At 70.9% G+C, this 15,141-nt stretch carries 11 protein-coding genes and 1 pseudogene; 6 read left to right on the top strand and 6 right to left on the bottom strand.

Annotated features, from left to right (window positions below):
* Positions 1 to 1,642 (bottom strand): annotated as a pseudogene (locus G5C51_RS31790) (hypothetical protein); the annotation flags it as partial.
* Between the two features lie 228 nt (positions 1,643 to 1,870).
* On the opposite strand from G5C51_RS31790, the gene G5C51_RS31785 reads away from it, so the two are divergent.
* From G5C51_RS31785 to G5C51_RS31775, 3 genes are all read left to right on the top strand, one after another.
* A complete protein-coding gene (locus G5C51_RS31785) occupies positions 1,871 to 2,626 on the top strand; it encodes a GOLPH3/VPS74 family protein (protein WP_165242439.1) in 756 nt (251 codons plus the stop codon).
* A 293-nt stretch (positions 2,627 to 2,919) separates the two neighbouring features.
* Positions 2,920 to 3,792, top strand: coding sequence for a helix-turn-helix domain-containing protein (locus tag G5C51_RS31780; RefSeq protein ID WP_165242445.1), 873 nt, complete (start codon positions 2,920 to 2,922; stop codon positions 3,790 to 3,792).
* 232 nt (positions 3,793 to 4,024) lie between these two features.
* Positions 4,025 to 4,234: a DUF397 domain-containing protein gene (locus G5C51_RS31775; protein ID WP_165242437.1), complete on the top strand. Its 210-nt coding sequence runs from the start codon at positions 4,025 to 4,027 to the stop codon at positions 4,232 to 4,234.
* A gap of 173 nt (positions 4,235 to 4,407) precedes the next feature.
* Here the strand turns inward: G5C51_RS31775 and G5C51_RS31770 are convergent, their stop codons facing one another.
* The gene (locus tag G5C51_RS31770) at positions 4,408 to 5,223 is read right to left on the bottom strand and encodes a hypothetical protein (RefSeq protein WP_165242443.1); all 816 of its coding nucleotides are present in this window, start codon (positions 5,221 to 5,223) and stop codon (positions 4,408 to 4,410) included.
* 93 nt (positions 5,224 to 5,316) lie between these two features.
* On the opposite strand from G5C51_RS31770, the gene G5C51_RS31765 reads away from it, so the two are divergent.
* Positions 5,317 to 6,102 carry an SDR family oxidoreductase gene (locus tag G5C51_RS31765; protein WP_165242435.1) on the top strand — a complete coding sequence of 262 codons (786 nt, stop codon included), beginning with the start codon at positions 5,317 to 5,319 and terminating at the stop codon, positions 6,100 to 6,102.
* 274 nt (positions 6,103 to 6,376) lie between these two features.
* Positions 6,377 to 7,966: a sodium:solute symporter family protein gene (locus G5C51_RS31760; protein WP_165242433.1), complete on the top strand. Its 1,590-nt coding sequence runs from the start codon at positions 6,377 to 6,379 to the stop codon at positions 7,964 to 7,966.
* Here the strand turns inward: G5C51_RS31760 and G5C51_RS31755 are convergent.
* The 4 genes from G5C51_RS31755 to G5C51_RS31740 all read right to left on the bottom strand — a co-directional run bounded on the left by G5C51_RS31755 (position 7,947) and on the right by G5C51_RS31740 (position 13,202).
* Entirely contained in the window at positions 7,947 to 9,083 is a 1,137-nt protein-coding gene (locus tag G5C51_RS31755) for an ADP-ribosylglycohydrolase family protein (protein WP_165242431.1), read from the bottom strand. The two genes, G5C51_RS31760 and G5C51_RS31755, sit on opposite strands and share 20 nt — an antisense overlap.
* Positions 9,084 to 9,174: 91 nt before the next feature.
* Complete coding sequence (locus G5C51_RS31750; protein ID WP_165242429.1) at positions 9,175 to 11,769, bottom strand: bifunctional FO biosynthesis protein CofGH; 2,595 nt, start codon at positions 11,767 to 11,769, stop codon at positions 9,175 to 9,177.
* A 121-nt stretch (positions 11,770 to 11,890) separates the two neighbouring features.
* The gene (locus G5C51_RS43365; RefSeq protein WP_165242427.1) at positions 11,891 to 12,289 is read right to left on the bottom strand and encodes a hypothetical protein; all 399 of its coding nucleotides are present in this window, start codon (positions 12,287 to 12,289) and stop codon (positions 11,891 to 11,893) included.
* Between the two features lie 79 nt (positions 12,290 to 12,368).
* Positions 12,369 to 13,202 (bottom strand): TIGR03619 family F420-dependent LLM class oxidoreductase, encoded by an 834-nt coding sequence (locus G5C51_RS31740; RefSeq protein ID WP_165242425.1) that lies wholly within the window; start codon positions 13,200 to 13,202, stop codon positions 12,369 to 12,371.
* Between the two features lie 133 nt (positions 13,203 to 13,335).
* Between G5C51_RS31740 and G5C51_RS31735 the strand changes: the two genes are divergently transcribed.
* A complete protein-coding gene (locus G5C51_RS31735; protein ID WP_420824879.1) occupies positions 13,336 to 14,826 on the top strand; it encodes a CehA/McbA family metallohydrolase in 1,491 nt (496 codons plus the stop codon).
* Positions 14,827 to 15,141 lie beyond the last annotated feature (315 nt).

Genomic DNA, 15,141 nt, shown 5'->3' with positions numbered 1-15,141 from the left:
GGGGGACGGCGGGCTGCGCGGCGGCGGGCTTTTCGGTCGCGGGCTGCGCGGCAGGCGGCTGCGCGGCCGCGGGCTTCTGGGGCGCGGGCTTGGTCGCGGGCTTTTCGGCCGCGGGCGGTGCCGCAGGCGGCTGCGCGGCGGCAGGCTTGTCGGCTGCGGGCTTGTCGGCGACAGGCTTGGTGGCGGGCTTTTCAGCCGCGGGCTCGTCCGGCTTGGCGGTCGCGGGCTTCTCCGCACCAGGCTCGGCGGCGGAGTCCTCGTCCGCAGCCTTGCGGGCCGCAGGCTCGGCCGCAGCGGCGTCGCCTTCGGCGGCGGGCTGGTCGGTGCCGGGCTTCTTGGCGTCTGCGGCAGCCGTCGCTCCGGCGGTTCGGGTCGGCAGCGAGGTCTTGGCCGGGGGCTCGGCGGGCTTGTCCGTGTCGCCCGACTTCGCGTCGTCCGTCTTGTCGGCGGGGGCCTCTGCCGCGGCGGCGCTTTTCGCCGTATCGGCGTCGCGCTGCGGCTTGGCGTCCGCCTTGGGCTCGTCGCCCGCCTTCTCGTCCGCTACGGGACCCGTGGCGCGGAAGGCGGTGGTCGGGGTGTCCCTGGTGGCGGGCGCAACCGGCTCCGGCTTCTCGTCAGCCTTGGCACCAGCACCAGCACCAGCCGCGCTCGCAGCCTTGGCGCCGGCCGCCGGGGCCGTGTCCTCGGGCTCGGCCTTGGTGCCAGGCGCCGAGGGCGCGTCCTCCGGCTCGGGCTTGGTGTCGGCGGCCGCATCCTCGGGCTGGGGCGCGCTGTCGGCAGCCGGGGCCACGTCTTCGCGCTCGGTCTCAGTCTGGGTGTCGGCCGCCGCGGCGACCTCGTCCTCAGCGTCAGCCGCCGCTGCAGCCTCAGGCTCAGGTTCCGTCTTCTCCGCCTTCGGCTCCGCCGGCTCCGAATCGTCCGACTCGGTCGGCTCCGTGGGGGCGGGGCGGAAGGCTCGGGTGAGCGCGGTTATCGGGCGGGCCGGCGTGCCGGTGTCCGCGGAGCCGTTCGCGGTGTCGTCGGTGGCGTCTGCGTCCGTCTCGTCGTCGCCGTCGCCTGCCTGGGCCACCCAGGCGGCCACGGCCGCGCGCAGCCGCTCGTTGTCCGGCTCGGGCTCGGCGACCCGGATGGTGGCCGTCTTCCTGTCACGAACGGGGGCATCGGCAGCGGTGCTCGCCTCGCCCCCGGCCTCATCCGCCTCGCTCCCGGCGGCGGCCGCCTCAGTCGCGGAAGTCTCGGACCCGGTCGCCTCAGCCGCGGTCGCGGAAGTCTCGGACCCGGTCGCCTCAGCCGCGGTCGCGCCAGCCTCGGTCCCATCGCCCTCAGAGCCGGCCCCGGAGTCGGACGTGGCATCGGACCCCGCCTCAGCATCGGCCCCAGCCGCAGACTCAGCCCCATCCGCCTCCCCGGCGGCATCCGCATCCCGCGCCCCCGGCAACACCATCGTCCTCGAGTCCTGCCGCGCCGCAGGCGCATTCTCGCCGGGCGCGGAACCACCCACCCGCTCGTCCGCGTCCACGCCCTCGGCGGCGTCGGCCGCCTCGCGTTCCGTCGTCATCTCGAGACGCGGATCGCGCGCCTTGCCGCTCGTCGCCCCCGACGATCGTCGCTGCCCAGACTTGCCGGGGGTCTCGCCCGCCACCGATGCCCTCCTCGTAAGACGTCTCGCCCGCGTCGCCCAGTCGGTCGTCCGTCCGACTCCCCGAACGCCCCACGATACGGGGCTCGCGCAAGCGGGGCCGAAAAGCCCCGCTCGCCCCGTAGGACGACAACGACATACCTAGAGGTTCCCGTCCATTCCCGACACGCACTCTCGACAGATGAATGTGAGAGGGGTCACCCTGTCGTACATCCACGCGGGGAGGCATGGATGGGCAGGAGCCGCAGAACCATTCCGGAGGAGCTTCTGCTGCTCGCTTTGGACCCGGCCACGGGTACCACAGCGCAGCCGCAGTCGCTTGACCTTGGTCTGGCTGGAGCGCAGCTAGTAGAGCTGGCCCTGGCCGGACGGATAGCCCCTGATGGGGATCGTATCGCCGTGGTGCTGCCACGGCCGACAGGAGATCCGACCCTGGATCACGCGCTCGAGTTGCTGCGCCGCCGCGGCAGCCCGGTGCGGGCGGTCAACTGGATTGGCGGACCCCGCCTGGGGCTGCGCCAGACCTATCTCTCACATCTCGAACGGTGCGGCATGGTGTCCGCCGTCACCGGCCAGATGTGCGGGGTGCTGCCCACGACGCGCTACCAGGCGACGGAGACAGCCATAAGCCGGGAGATCAGAGCCCGGCTGGACAGTGCGATCCGCACCGGCGTACCGCCGGACCCGCGGACCGCCGCGCTTGCCGCGCTGGCGCACGCCATCGGGCTCGGCAAGCACCTCTATCCCGGCAACGAGGGGCGGTCCTCACGCTCCAGGCTGCGGGATCTGATCAGGCACGACCCGATGGGCGGTCTCGTGGCCCACGCGGTGATGGACGTCCAGAACGGCGTCGCCGCCCAGCCACGCCGCGCCCCGGCCGGAGGCAGCCGCAAGCCGGCCGGTCTCAGGTCCGCGGTCGCGGAGCCCGCGGGGATGCCTGCGCAGTCACGGCGTCCGGGCATGATCCGGGCGACCGCGGTGCGCTGAGGTACCGCGGAAGCAACAGGCAGTAAACGCATCAGGCAAGGCTCGGACACCAAGCATCAAATGCACCACTTGGCACCACACCGAAAAAATCAGCGTCACAGCAGGTCAGCACCACGGCGACAGACCCGGTTCGGGAGCCGCAGGAGCCCTGTCCAGTCAAGTCCTCTGACTGGACAGGGCTCTTTTTCCGCGTTTTCCAGGGGTATCAGGCCGTTTACGGGGCGATCGGCGACCGGTGGTGGCAGGCTGCTGAACAAGAATCAGTTCATCAGCCTCCGGAGGTGGCAACTCCCTTGCCGTCCAACGTCAATCCCACTGTCAGGCGCCGCCGCCTGGGTCAGGAGCTGCGACGTCTCCGCGAGCTCAAGGGGATGACGGCGGAAGAGGTGGCCGAGCGCCTGCTGGTCTCCCAGTCCAAGATCAGCCGCCTCGAGAACGGCCGCCGCTCCATCAGCCAGCGCGACGTCCGCGACCTCTGCGGCGTCTACGAGGTCGAGGACCGCCGCGTCGTCGACTCCCTGATGCAGATGGCCAAGGACTCCCGCCAGCAGGGCTGGTGGCACGCCTTCGGCGACATGCCGTATTCCGTCTACATCGGCCTGGAGACGGACGCCACCAGCCTGCGGATCTACGAGTCGCTGATCGTGCCCGGGCTGCTGCAGACCCGCGATTACGCCGAGGCCGTCATCGCCGGCGCGCTGCCGGAGATCTCGCAGGCCGACGTCGACAAGCGGGTGCAGGTGCGGATGCGGCGGCAGGAGCGCATACAGGGCAGCGACGGTGAGCCACCGCTGCGGCTGTGGACCGTGATCGACGAGTCGGCGCTGCACCGCAAGGTGGGCAATGACGCGATCATGCGCGAGCAGCTCGACCATCTCATCGAGGTCTCGCAGTATCCCCATGTCACGGTCCAGGTCATGCCGTTCGGCGTGGGCGCGCACCCGGGAGTCACCGGGCAGTATGCGATCTTGGAATTCCCCGAGGCGACGGATTCCTCGGTGGTCTATCTCGAGGGCGTCACCAGCGACCTGTATCTCGAGAAGCCCAATGACGTGCAGAGTTACAGCATGATGTACGAGCATCTGCGGGCTCAGGCGCTGAATGCCGAGGAGACTCGGAAAATGATCTCCGAGCAGGCGAAGAAGTACGCGCGGCAGTCCGGATGAATGATCGTTCCAGCTGCGGGTACGCGAGTGTCGGGCACCGTACACCTCCGCCTGGCGGCGGCGGAAGAGGCAGCTGGAATATGCCATCCGGTCGGGTGAAAGTCATCTTCTCCGCATGATGTTGGGCGGTAGCGTCGTTCGCGCGCGCCAATGAACAGATAGGCACAGCATCTGATTGGCGCCGTATCCGATCCGATCGAGCAACACCCAACAGGCAAGAACCGGAGCGAACATGGCAATTCAGGAAGGCGCCACGGAGCAGTGGACCAAGTCGTCCTACTCAGCCGGCAATGGTGCGTGCGTGGAGATCAAGTCGCCGACCCCCGGGAAGGTCGCGGTTCGTGACTCGAAGGACCCGGAAGGCCCGGCGCTCGGCTTCGACCCGGAGTCGTGGACGGCTTTCGTGCACGAGGTGAGGAACGGCACGTTCGGCACCGTCTGACCCCACCTCCGCAAGGAGTCACCACAGCACATGGCAGAACCCGCAATATCGGCAGTAACTGAAGAGCCCTCTCGACTGGTCCGCCGTCCCGGCCGAGGGGGCTCGGCCATACGCTGCGCTGTGCTGGGGTCCGCTACTCAAAGAACCTGGGGGCGAGGCCCCCAGACCCCCGCTCAGCGCAGCTCATCCACGTAGCGGTCCGTCCCCGGCACCGTCGGGATGAAGGGGGCTACCAACTCCGTCCTCCCCAGGCCCGCTTCCGTCACGCCCGCGTCGAGGTCCGCGTAGTGCGCCTCCCATGCCTCGCGCGGGTCGGTCTCCAGGAACCACAGCAGGGTGAGGCGGTTGTCGACGCCCTCGACCTGCTTCACATACGACATCCGGTCGCCCGGCAGCGGGGTCGGCTTGAAGGCCGTAACCATGGCCGTCGGGGTGCCGGCGAGGCGGCGCGGCAGGTGCTTGGCGCGCAGCCATTCCAGCAACTCCTCGCGCTGCGCCGCGTCTTCTGCGTCGATGACCTGGACGATCAGCCCGCTGTACGGGTGGTCCAGCGCGTGGAAGTCGCGCGGGCCCGCGGCGCCGTCGCGGTAGATGGTCGCGGCGTGGTCCTGGAAGGCCGTGAAGACGTGGGTGCGGTCGCGGTAGACGCGGGCGTCGCGGTTGAGGCGCTTGTTGATGCCGACCGTCCAGCGCATGTGCTCGTCGTAGCGGCCTTCGGTGATCCAGTAGACCGAGATGTAGCAGCCGGTCGTGACCGGCTCGGCGACCGCCGACTTGTCCGGGTAGCGCAGGTGTTGCAGGTCGCGGGTGGCGACCCAGCGGCGGCCCGCGAAGATCCAGGGCATCGCCATCGCGCCGGCGATGTAGTGGTCGTCCTCGTACCAGCGGTTGTACGCGTATTCGTGGCCGGGGTGCGGCTCGACCATGGTGATCAGGGCGTGGCCGGGGCGGACCCCGTACGGCCCGGTGGCGGCCAGCTCGCCGTACATCTCAGCAGTCACTGCGCTTCCTCCTTCGCTCGGCCTGCTCTACTCTGACGGACCGTCAGATCAGACACCAGAGTTGTGCCGGAGGTCGCCGCGATGACGCTGCTCGAGGGCAAGACCGTGCTGGTAACCGGCGTCGGGCCGGGGCTCGGCAAGCAGGTCGCGGTCGCGGCGCTGCGCGACGGGGCCAACGTGGTGCTCGGCGCCCGGAAGGCCGAGCGGCTGGAGAAGACCGCGGCCGAGATCGATCCGGGGGGTGCGCGCACCGCCTGGCGGGCGACCGACATCGCCGACGAGGAGCAGTGCCGGGCGCTCGCCGGGCTGGCCGTCGAGCGCTTCGGCGGGATCGACGCGATCGTCCAGGTGGCCGCCCTCGACACCGAGTTCGGCGGTCTCGAGGACGCGGACTTCGACACCTGGCGGCGCGTGGTCGACGTCAATCTGCTCGGCAGCCTGCGGATGGCCCGCGCCTGCCTGCCCGCGCTGAAGGAGCGCGGCGGCTCGGTGTGCTTCATCGGCACGCAGTCGTCCGTGGCCGCGCCGAGCGAGGTGCGGCAGGCCGCGTATGCCGCCTCGAAGGGCGGGCTGGTTTCGGCCATGTACAGCCTCGCCCGCGAGCTGGGTCCGCACCGTATCCGGGTCAACACCGTGCAGCCGGGCTGGATGTGGGGCCCGCCGGTGCAGGGATACGTGCAGTTCGCCGCGCAGTCCGAGGGGGTGCCCGAGGACGAGGTGCTGGGCCGGCTCGCGAAGCGGATGGCGCTGCCGGAGCTGGCGACCGACGGGGACGTGGCCGAGGCCGCCATCTTCCTGGCCTCGGACCGGGCGCGCGCGATCACCGGGCAGTCGATCCTGGTGAACGCCGGCGAGTTGATGAGGTAGCCGGGAGCCCCCTTCCGCGAGCGGCGCCGGTCCCGCAACCGGCGGACCGCTCAACTGACCTTCTCTGCAAGCGAAGTGCGCTGCCCATGGTGTGGCCCCGGTCATGTCCGGGACAACGCGTGCAATGGTCAAGTGACGGTAAAATCGTTCAGGAAGCTGAGCTTCGTTCACGTACATGACCGTCATAGGTCTTGACCCCTGCCGCCGTACGGCTGTTCAATCCCTCCCATCCCGCGAAGTGCACCCACCCCATCGCCCGACCCCTGGAGGGGGCATGAACGGTCTCGACTGGGCTGTGCTCATCGCGTACTTCGCGGTGATGACGGCCATCGGCATCTGGTCGCACAAGCGGGTGTCCAACGTCAGCGACTTCTTCACGGCCGGCGGCAAGATGCCCTGGTGGCTGTCCGGCATCTCGCACCACATGTCCGGCTACAGCGCGGTGATGTTCACCGGTTACGCCGGCATCGCCTACACATACGGCGTGACGTCCTTCGTCACCTGGTCCTTTCCCATCGCCATCGGCATCGCGATCGGCTCCAAGCTGTTCGCGCCGCGGCTGAACCGGCTGCGCTCGCGGCTGCACGTCGCCTCGCCGCTGGAATACCTCAAGAACCGCTACAACATCCCGACCCAGCAGGCGCTCGCCTGGTCCGGGATGCTGCTGAAGATCGTCGACGTCGGCGCCAAGTGGGCGGCCATCGCCACGCTCTTGAGCGTGTTCACGGGTGTGACCCTGACCCAGGGGATCATCATCACCGGCGGCGTCACCGCGATCTACTGCACCGTCGGCGGGCTGTGGGCGGACGCGCTCACCGAGCTGGGGCAGTTCGTGATCCAGCTGCTGGCCGGTGTGGCGATGTTCGTGGCGGTGGTGGCCGAACTCGGCGACCACGGCGGCTTCTTCGGCGTCTGGGACGAGCCGGAGCTGCAGGGGCACGCGGATCCGCTGGTCGGGCCGTACGGAACGATCTTCCTGCTGGCGTTCCTGTTCATCAAGCTCTTCGAGTACAACGGCGGCATGTGGAACCAGGCGCAGCGCTACATGGCCACGGCCAACGCCAAGGAGGCGGAGCGCTCGGCGCGGCTGTCGGCGATTCTGTGGCTGGTCTGGCCGGTCGTGCTGTTCTTCCCGATGTGGATGTCGCCGCTGCTGGTGGACGCCAAGAAGCCGGACGGCTCGGACTCGTACGGGCTGCTGACCGAGCAGCTGCTGCCGCACGGGCTGCTCGGCCTGGTCGTGGTCGGGTTCTTCTCGCACACGATGGCCATGTGCTCCTCCGACGCCAACGCCATCGCGGCCGTGTTCACGCGGGATGTCGCGCCGGTGCTGTCGAAGAAGGCGCGCGGGTGGTCGAACCGGGGCGGGCTGATCGCGGCGCGGGTCACGACGGTCGTGTTCCTGGGCCTGTCGATGGCGATCGCCACGCAGGTCAACTCGCCCACGTTCAAGGACATCATCACGGTCGTCATCAAGTGGGTGGCCGGGCTGATGGGGCCGATCGCGATCCCGTTCATGCTGGGCATGCTCAGGAACTTCCGGAAGTCCGGGCCGACGGCGGCACTGGTCAGCTGGGGTGCGGGGCTCATCGCCTTCTGGCTGGTCAACTACCCGATCCACTGGCAGCTGAGCGAGGACGGCGGCGCGGGTGTGCCGCTGGAGTACCAGGTGTCGATCCCGCTGGCGGTGTCGCTGATCCTGTACATCGCGATCGGCTACATCAAGCCGGAGGACACCCCGGAGCGGGACGCGGTGCTGGCCCGTATCAACGACAGCGACGATGACGACGCCGCGGCCGCGGCCGCCGTGCCGGCACCCGCGGAGCCCGTCGAGACGAAGAAGCTCACCGGGGGTACCGCGTAAGCCAGCCCTCGGTCGCGTGCAGCGACTGGCCGTGGGTCATCTCCAGGGCGAAGTCGTCCGCGAGTTCCAGCATCGTGGCGCGGCCCTCCAGCTCCGGGAGCCATTCCGGGGGGAGGGCCGTGTCGCCGTGCATGGTGCCGAGGAGATTGCCGCAGATGGAGCCGGTGGAGTCGGAGTCGCCGCCGTGGTTCACGGCGAGGAGGAGTGCGCTGCGAATGTCCTCGCCGGCCAGGGCCGCGTAGACGCCCATCCCCAGGGCCTCCTCGGCCGTCCAGCCCTCGCCGAGGGACTCCAGGCGCTCGGGTGTCGGCAGCCCGGCCCGTACGGCGGCGAGCGCGGCCTGCAGGGCGGCGGTGGTCTCCTCGTGCCCCGGACGGTTCGCGAGCAGCTGCAGCGCCGTCTGTACGGCCGTGGGCAACGACGCGCCGCGGACCAGGCCGTGCACGATGACGGCGAAGGCGCTCGCCGCCAGGTGCCCGGTGGGGTGGCCGTGGGTGTGGACCGCGCACTCGCCGGCGAGCTGGAAGACCAGCCGCGGCTCCCAGCCGATCAGCAGGCCGAAGGGCGCGGAGCGCATGACGGCGCCGCAGCCCTTGGAGTCGGGGTTCTTGGGCTTCTCCATGGTGCCCATGCGGCCGCCGGCGAGCCCTGCCAGGCAGGCGTTGCCGGGGGCGCGGCGGCTGTAGAGCCACTCCTCGCGGGCGAGCCAGCCGTCGCTGTCCTTGCGCTCGTCGGGGCCCCAGTCGTTCTGGGTGGCGTACCAGCGGCGGTAGGCGGCGTGCAGGTCGGTGGGCGGGTGCCAGCCGCCGGCGTCGCGGCGGACGTGGGCCCTGATGAGGCCGTCGCAGGTGAAGAGGGTCATCTGGGTGTCGTCGGTGATGGCACCTGCCTGGCGGCCGTAGGCCGGGACGTAGCCGGTGACGCCCTCCTGGCCGTGGGCCGACCGGATCGCCTCCAGGGAGTCGAACTCGATGCCGGCGCCCAGGGCGTCCCCCATCGCTCCGCCGAGCAGGCAGCCGCGGACTCGGCTGCGGAAGTCCTGCTGCTCGGAGCGCCCCCAGGCGGTACGGGGCGGCTGCGCCGGCGGCGTCGGCGGCTGCGCGGGCGGCTCCGTCATACTCGGGCCCCTTCCGTCGGATGACTGCCTGGGACGGTCATCCGCGAAGCGTAATCGACCAGGGGCGGTCGAGGGACTGGGCTGGTCGGGGTCAGGCGTCTGCGATGGGCAGCAGCTCCGGCAGGTGTCCGTCCGACGCCCGGGCCGCGCTGACGCGCTCCTCCGGGACCTCGCCGTAGAGCGTCGTGCGCGGCTTCGACGGGCGGCCTGCCGCCTCGGCGATCGCCTCCAGGTCCTTCACCGAGCGGTACGAGCCGTACGACGAGCCCGCCATCCTCGAGATCGTCTCCTCCATCAGGGTGCCGCCGAGGTCGTTGGCGCCGCTGCGGAGCATCTGCGCCGCGCCCTCGGTGCCCAGCTTCACCCAGCTTGTCTGGATGTTGGTGATGTGCGGGTGGAGGAGCAGCCGGGCCATCGCCGTCACCGCGCGGTTGTCGCGCATCGTCGGGCCCGGTCGGGCGATGCCGGCCAGGTAGACCGGGGCGTTGGTGTGGATGAACGGGAGCGTGACGAACTCCGTGAAGCCGCCGCTCTGCTGCTGCAGCCGCGCCAGCAGGCGGAGGTGGGCGAGCCAGTGGCGGGGCTGGTCCACATGTCCGTACATCATCGTGGAGGAGGAGCGCAGGCCGAGCTCGTGGGCCGTCGTCACCACCTTGATCCAGTCGGCCGTCGGCAGCTTGCCCTTCGTCAGGATCCAGCGGACCTCGTCGTCGAGGATCTCCGCCGCCGTGCCGGGGATGGAGTCGAGACCGGCCTCCTTCGCCGCCGCCAGCCAGTCGCGGATGGACATGTTCGTACGGGACGCCCCGTTGACCACCTCCATCGGCGAGAAGGCGTGCACATGCATGCCCGGCACCCGCTCCTTCACCGCCCGCGCGATGTCGAAATACGCCGTGCCCGGCAGGTCCGGGTGGATGCCGCCCTGCATGCAGACCTCGACCGCGCCGACGTCCCAGGCCTGCTCGGCCCGGTCGGCGACCTGGTCCAGCGACAGGGTGTAGGCGTCCGCGTCCGTACGCCGCTGCGCGAAGGCGCAGAAGCGGCAGCCGGTGTAGCAGACGTTGGTGAAGTTGATGTTCCGCGTGACGATGTAGGTCACGTCGTCGCCGACCACGTCGCGGCGCAGCTCATCCGCTATCCGGCAGAGGGCGTCGAGGGCCGGGCCTTCCGCGTGCAGGAGGGCGAGGGCGGCGTCGTCCGTCAGGCGCGTCGGGTCGTCGGCGGCCTGCTTCAGGGCCGCGCGCACGTCCGCGTCGATGCGCGACGGGGCCATGCCAGGGGCCGCCGCCTCGCGCAGCGCGTCCCAGTCGCCGTAGACCTCGTCGAAGTCGTCGCGGCGGTCGCCGGTGCGCCCCTCGGTGTCGATCGTGCGGTGCAGGTCCGTACGGCCCTGCGCGGCGAAGGACTCGAAGCCGCCGTCCGGCTCCTGCCACGGCCGCCCCACGACGGGCGCGTCCGGCAGCGCGAGGCCCGTCTCCGGGTCGGCGAGCGCGGTCACGTGCGGCAGCACCCGCGGATCCAGCCACGGCTCGCCGCGCTGGATGAACTCCGGATACACGCACAGCCGTTCCGCCAGCTCGAAGCCCACCGCCGCCGAGCGCTCGGCGAGCTCGTCGATCTGGGGCCACGGCTTCTCGGGGTTGACGTGGTCGATGGTGATCGGCGAGACCCCGCCCCAGTCGTCGATGCCGGCGCCGATCAGCCGCTCGTACTCCCCCGCGACCAGATTCGGCGGCGCCTGCAGCGCGCCCGCCGGGCCCATGATGTGCCGCGCCACGGCGACCGTCGCCACCAGATCGTCGAGCTCCGCGTCCGGCATGCCGCGCATCGCGGTGTCCGGCTTGGCGCGGAAGTTCTGCAGGATCAGCTCCTGGATGCCGTGGTACGCCCGCGCCACCCGGCGCAGCGCGAACACCGACTCCGCCCGCTCCTCCGCCGTCTCCCCGATCCCCAGCAGCAGCCCGGACGTCAGCGGCACGGACGACCGCCCGGCGTCCTCCAGGTGCCGCAGCCGCACGGCGGGCTCCTTGTCGGGCGACCCGTAATGCGGCCCGCCCGGCTCGGACCAGAGGCGGGTGGCGCTGGTCTCCAGCATCAGCCCCATCGACGGCGATACGGGCTTCAGCCGCTGGAAGTCCGTCCAAGACATGACGCCGGGGTTGAGGTGCGGGAGGAGGCCCGTCTCCTCCAGGATGCGGATGGAGATGGCCCGGACGTACGCGATGGTGTCGTCGTATCCGTGCGCGTCCAGCCACTCGCGCGCCTCCGGCCAGCGGTCCTCCGGCTTGTCGCCGAGGGTGATCAGGGCTTCCTTGCAGCCCAGTTCGGCCCCGCGGCGGCAGATGTCCAGGACCTCGTCGGGCGACATGAACATCCCGTGCCCGTCCCGCCGCAGCTTGCCCGGCACGGTCACGAACGTGCAGTAGTGACACTTGTCCCGGCAGAGGCGGGTGAGCGGGATGAAGACGCTCTTGGAGTACGTGATCACCCCGGGCCGCCCGGCGGCCGCGAGCCCCGCGTCCCGTACCGCCGCGGCGGACGCGGCGAGATCGTCGAGGTCGTCGCCGCGGGCCCGGAGGAGGACGGCGGCTTCCTCCACATTGAGCGCGACTCCGTCGCGGGCCCGCTTCAGCGCGCGGCGCATGGCATTGGCGGTGGGGGGCGTGTCCGAGGCCGAGGCGTCCATTCGTCGATGGTACGAGCGGGAGCTGACACTTCCGAGGGCGGTGGGGACCTTTTTGATCAGGGGGCCTTCCTGGGTTCAGCTGCCGTAGGTGCCGTAGCTGCCGTAGCTGCCGTAGGTGAAGTCAGGCCCCATACGTGACGCCGGCGCTCCAGAGCAGGATGCCGATCCCGATGCCGCCGACCAGGCCGACGATCGCGACGACCAGGGCGGGCGTGCTCAGCGGGCGGTTCTGCACCTTGGCGATGATGGCGCAGACGAGTGCGGCGCCGCCGAAGAGGGGCGGGCAGATGAACAGGGATATGCAGCCGAGCACGATGGCGATGATGCTCAGCGTCTTGGAGTCGTTGGCCGGCGCGCCCGGCGGGGGCGGCATGGGCTGCGGTCCGCCGTACGGGCCCTGCTGCTGGGGATACTGCGGCAGTCCCGCCCCCTGGGGCGGGGGCAGCTTCGCGTAGGGATCCGGCCCCACATAGGGATCCCGCGGCTGGTCGCTGTCTCCGTGGTTCGGCTGCTCCGGCACGATGCTTCCCCCTTGCCAGGCGCGGCGCTTGCCGTCCTTTCCGAACCAACGTAGCGGCGAGCGGACACTCCGGCCAGAGTCAGAGATACTGCGCGTACTCGTCCAAGGCGCGCAGCACCTCGTCCCGCCCGGCGGACGGCAGCTGGGCGACGACCTCCTCGACGCCGAGGGACGCGAAGTGCTCGAGCTTGCCGGGGGTGGGGCGGGTGGCGTACGGCACCGTCTCCAGGGCCGCCGGATCGCGGCCCACGTCCGTCCAGACGCGGCGCAGCTCGGGCAGCGCCTCGGCGAGGCCGCGGCCGCCGATCGGCATCCAGCCGTCGCCGTACTCGGCGATGTGCGCGAAGAGCTTCGGCCCGGCGGCCCCGCCGAGGAGCGTGCGCGGGCCGCGCTCGCCGCGGGTGGGCTTGGGGTGGGCGTAACTGGCTTGTACCGAGGCGTGCTTCCCGTCGTAGGCCGTGGGCTCCGCCGCCCACAGCGCGCGCATCGCGGCCATCCGGTCGCGGCCGAGGTCCCGGCGGGTGGCCCAGTCGACGTCGTGGTCGGCGGCCTCCTCGCGATTCCAGCCGAAGCCGAGGCCGAGGGTGAAGCGGCCGCCGGAGAGGTGGTCGAGGGTGGCGACCTGCTTGGCCAGGTCGATGGGGTCGTGCTGGGCGATGAGGGTGATCCCGGTGCCGAGGTGCAGGCGGTCGGTGACGGCGGCGGCCTGGGCGAGGGCGACGAAGGGGTCGAGGGTGCGCCCGTATTCGCGCGGCAGCGGCTCGCCCATGGGGGCGGGGGTGTCGCGGCTGACGGGGATGTGGGTGTGCTCGGGGACGTAAAGCCCGTGAAAGCCGCGCTGCTCGAGCTCGCGGGCGAGTTCGACGGGGCGGATGGTCTCGTCGGTGAGGAAGATCGTGACCGAAATGCGCATGCCGCACATCGTCGCGCCGAGCGCGGAAAACAGCCAGTGCGCCGTGCCCCGTTCCCTTGCGCGTAACTCCGGCGTACAACCGTGTCCGCCAGCCCAACCAATACTGCCAGCCACTCGCACCCCAGGGGGTCCCGTGCAGCGACGACGTGACGTAATCAAACTCTCGGCGGCCGGGGCGGTCGCGGCTACGCTCGCACCTGTGAGCTTCGCGCGGGCCGCCGAGGGGCGGGACGAGACGCGTAAGGTCGCCGGGCATCTGGATCCCGGTGCGCCTGACTTCGTCTATCTGCCGGTCGAGGTGCCGGAGGGCGTGCGCGAGATCGCGGTCTCGTATACGTACAACAAGCCCACCGTCCCGGCGGGGACGCAGGGCAATGCCCTCGACATCGGGATCTTCGACGAGCGCGGTACGGATCTGGGCGGGAAGGGCTTCCGGGGGTGGTCCGGGGGGTGCAGGACCGAGTTCGCGATCAGTGCGGAGGAGGCCACGCCGGCGTATCTGGCGGGGCCGGTGCGGGCCGGGACGTGGAATGTCGTGCTCGGGCCGTACACGATCGCGCCGGAGGGGATGGATTACGAGGTCACCATCACCCTGCGGGCCGGAGAGCAGGGCAGCACTCCGAAGCCGAAGTATCCGCCCGAGCGGGCGCGGGGGCGGGGGCGGGCCTGGTATCGCGGGGACTGCCATCTGCACACGGTGCACTCCGACGGGAAGCGCACGCCTGCGGAGGCGGCGGCCGCGGCGCGTGCCGCGAAGCTGGACTTCATTACGACGACGGAGCACAACACCACGTCGGGGCATGGCGCGTGGGATGGGCTGTGGGGCGACGACCTGCTCATCCTCTGCGGTGAGGAGATCACGACCCGGAATGGTCACTACCTGGCGCTGGGGACGGAGCCGGGGACGTTCGTGGACTGGCGCTATCGGGCGCTTGACGATGCGTACGAGCGCTATGTGCGGCGGATTCACCGGGCGGGTGGTCTGGTGGTGCCGGCGCATCCCAACTGCCCGTTTGTTGGGTGCCAGTGGAAGTTCGGGTACGAGGGCGCGGATGCGGTGGAGGTGTGGAACGGGCCGTGGACGGCCGATGACGAGCTGGCGCTGGCGGCTTGGGACAACCTGTTGGTCGCCGAGGACGAGTGGCTTCCGGCGCTGGGCAATAGCGACGCGCATCGGGAGCCGCAGGTGGTCGGCCTGCCGCAGACGGTGGTGCATGCGGAGGACCTGTCGCGGCGGGCGCTGCTCGACGGCATCAGGGCGGGACGGAGCTGGCTGGCGGAGTCGGCCGATGTGGGAGTGGAGTTCGGCGCGTACGGGCCGCAGGGCGAGCATGCGGGGATCGGCGACCGGCTGCGGGTGGCTGAGGACGCGGACGTGACGGTGCGGCTGAAGGTGACGGGCGGTCCGGCGCGGGCGCAGGTGCGCTTCATGACGGACGAGGGGCAGCTCTACGCGACGGAACTGGCGGATGGGTCGGGGACGGCGGAGTGGCGTACGACGCCGTCCTACTCCGGCTATGTGCGCGCTGAGGTGCGCAAGCAGCCTGCGGATGGCGGGGCGTCGGGGCTGCCGGGGGCGATGGTGGCTATGACCAATCCGGTTTGGCTGCGGGGCAGGCGCTGAACCTCCGGGGCGGGCGGCTTGGCATCGGATGGTGACGGCCGCGTCGCCGGGTTCGGTTCGTCCCGGTGCGGGCTGGAAGGCTGGCTACGGAAGGGAGGAGGGGCGGGCGCCTTGGTCTGCCCGGCGGTGGTTCCGGGGGGTGGTTGGGCATGCCGTCGGGAGCAGTCCCTGGCCAGGCGGCCGTCCCCGGGCGGGGCATGGAGCCAGGCGGCAGTCCCCGGGCGGGGCATGGAGCCAGGCGGCAGTCCTGGAGAAGAGGCTGAAGGCAAGGCGGCAGTCCGCGTGGTGAGGGGGCATGCCGCCCCTCCCCTCCCC

The sequence above is a fragment of the Streptomyces coryli genome, assembly GCF_011044975.1.
In the GTDB taxonomy this organism is placed as follows: Bacteria; Actinomycetota; Actinomycetes; order Streptomycetales; family Streptomycetaceae; genus Streptomyces; species Streptomyces coryli.
Note: the sequence above shows the minus strand (reverse complement) of the source record. Positions and strands in the feature narration are given on the sequence as shown.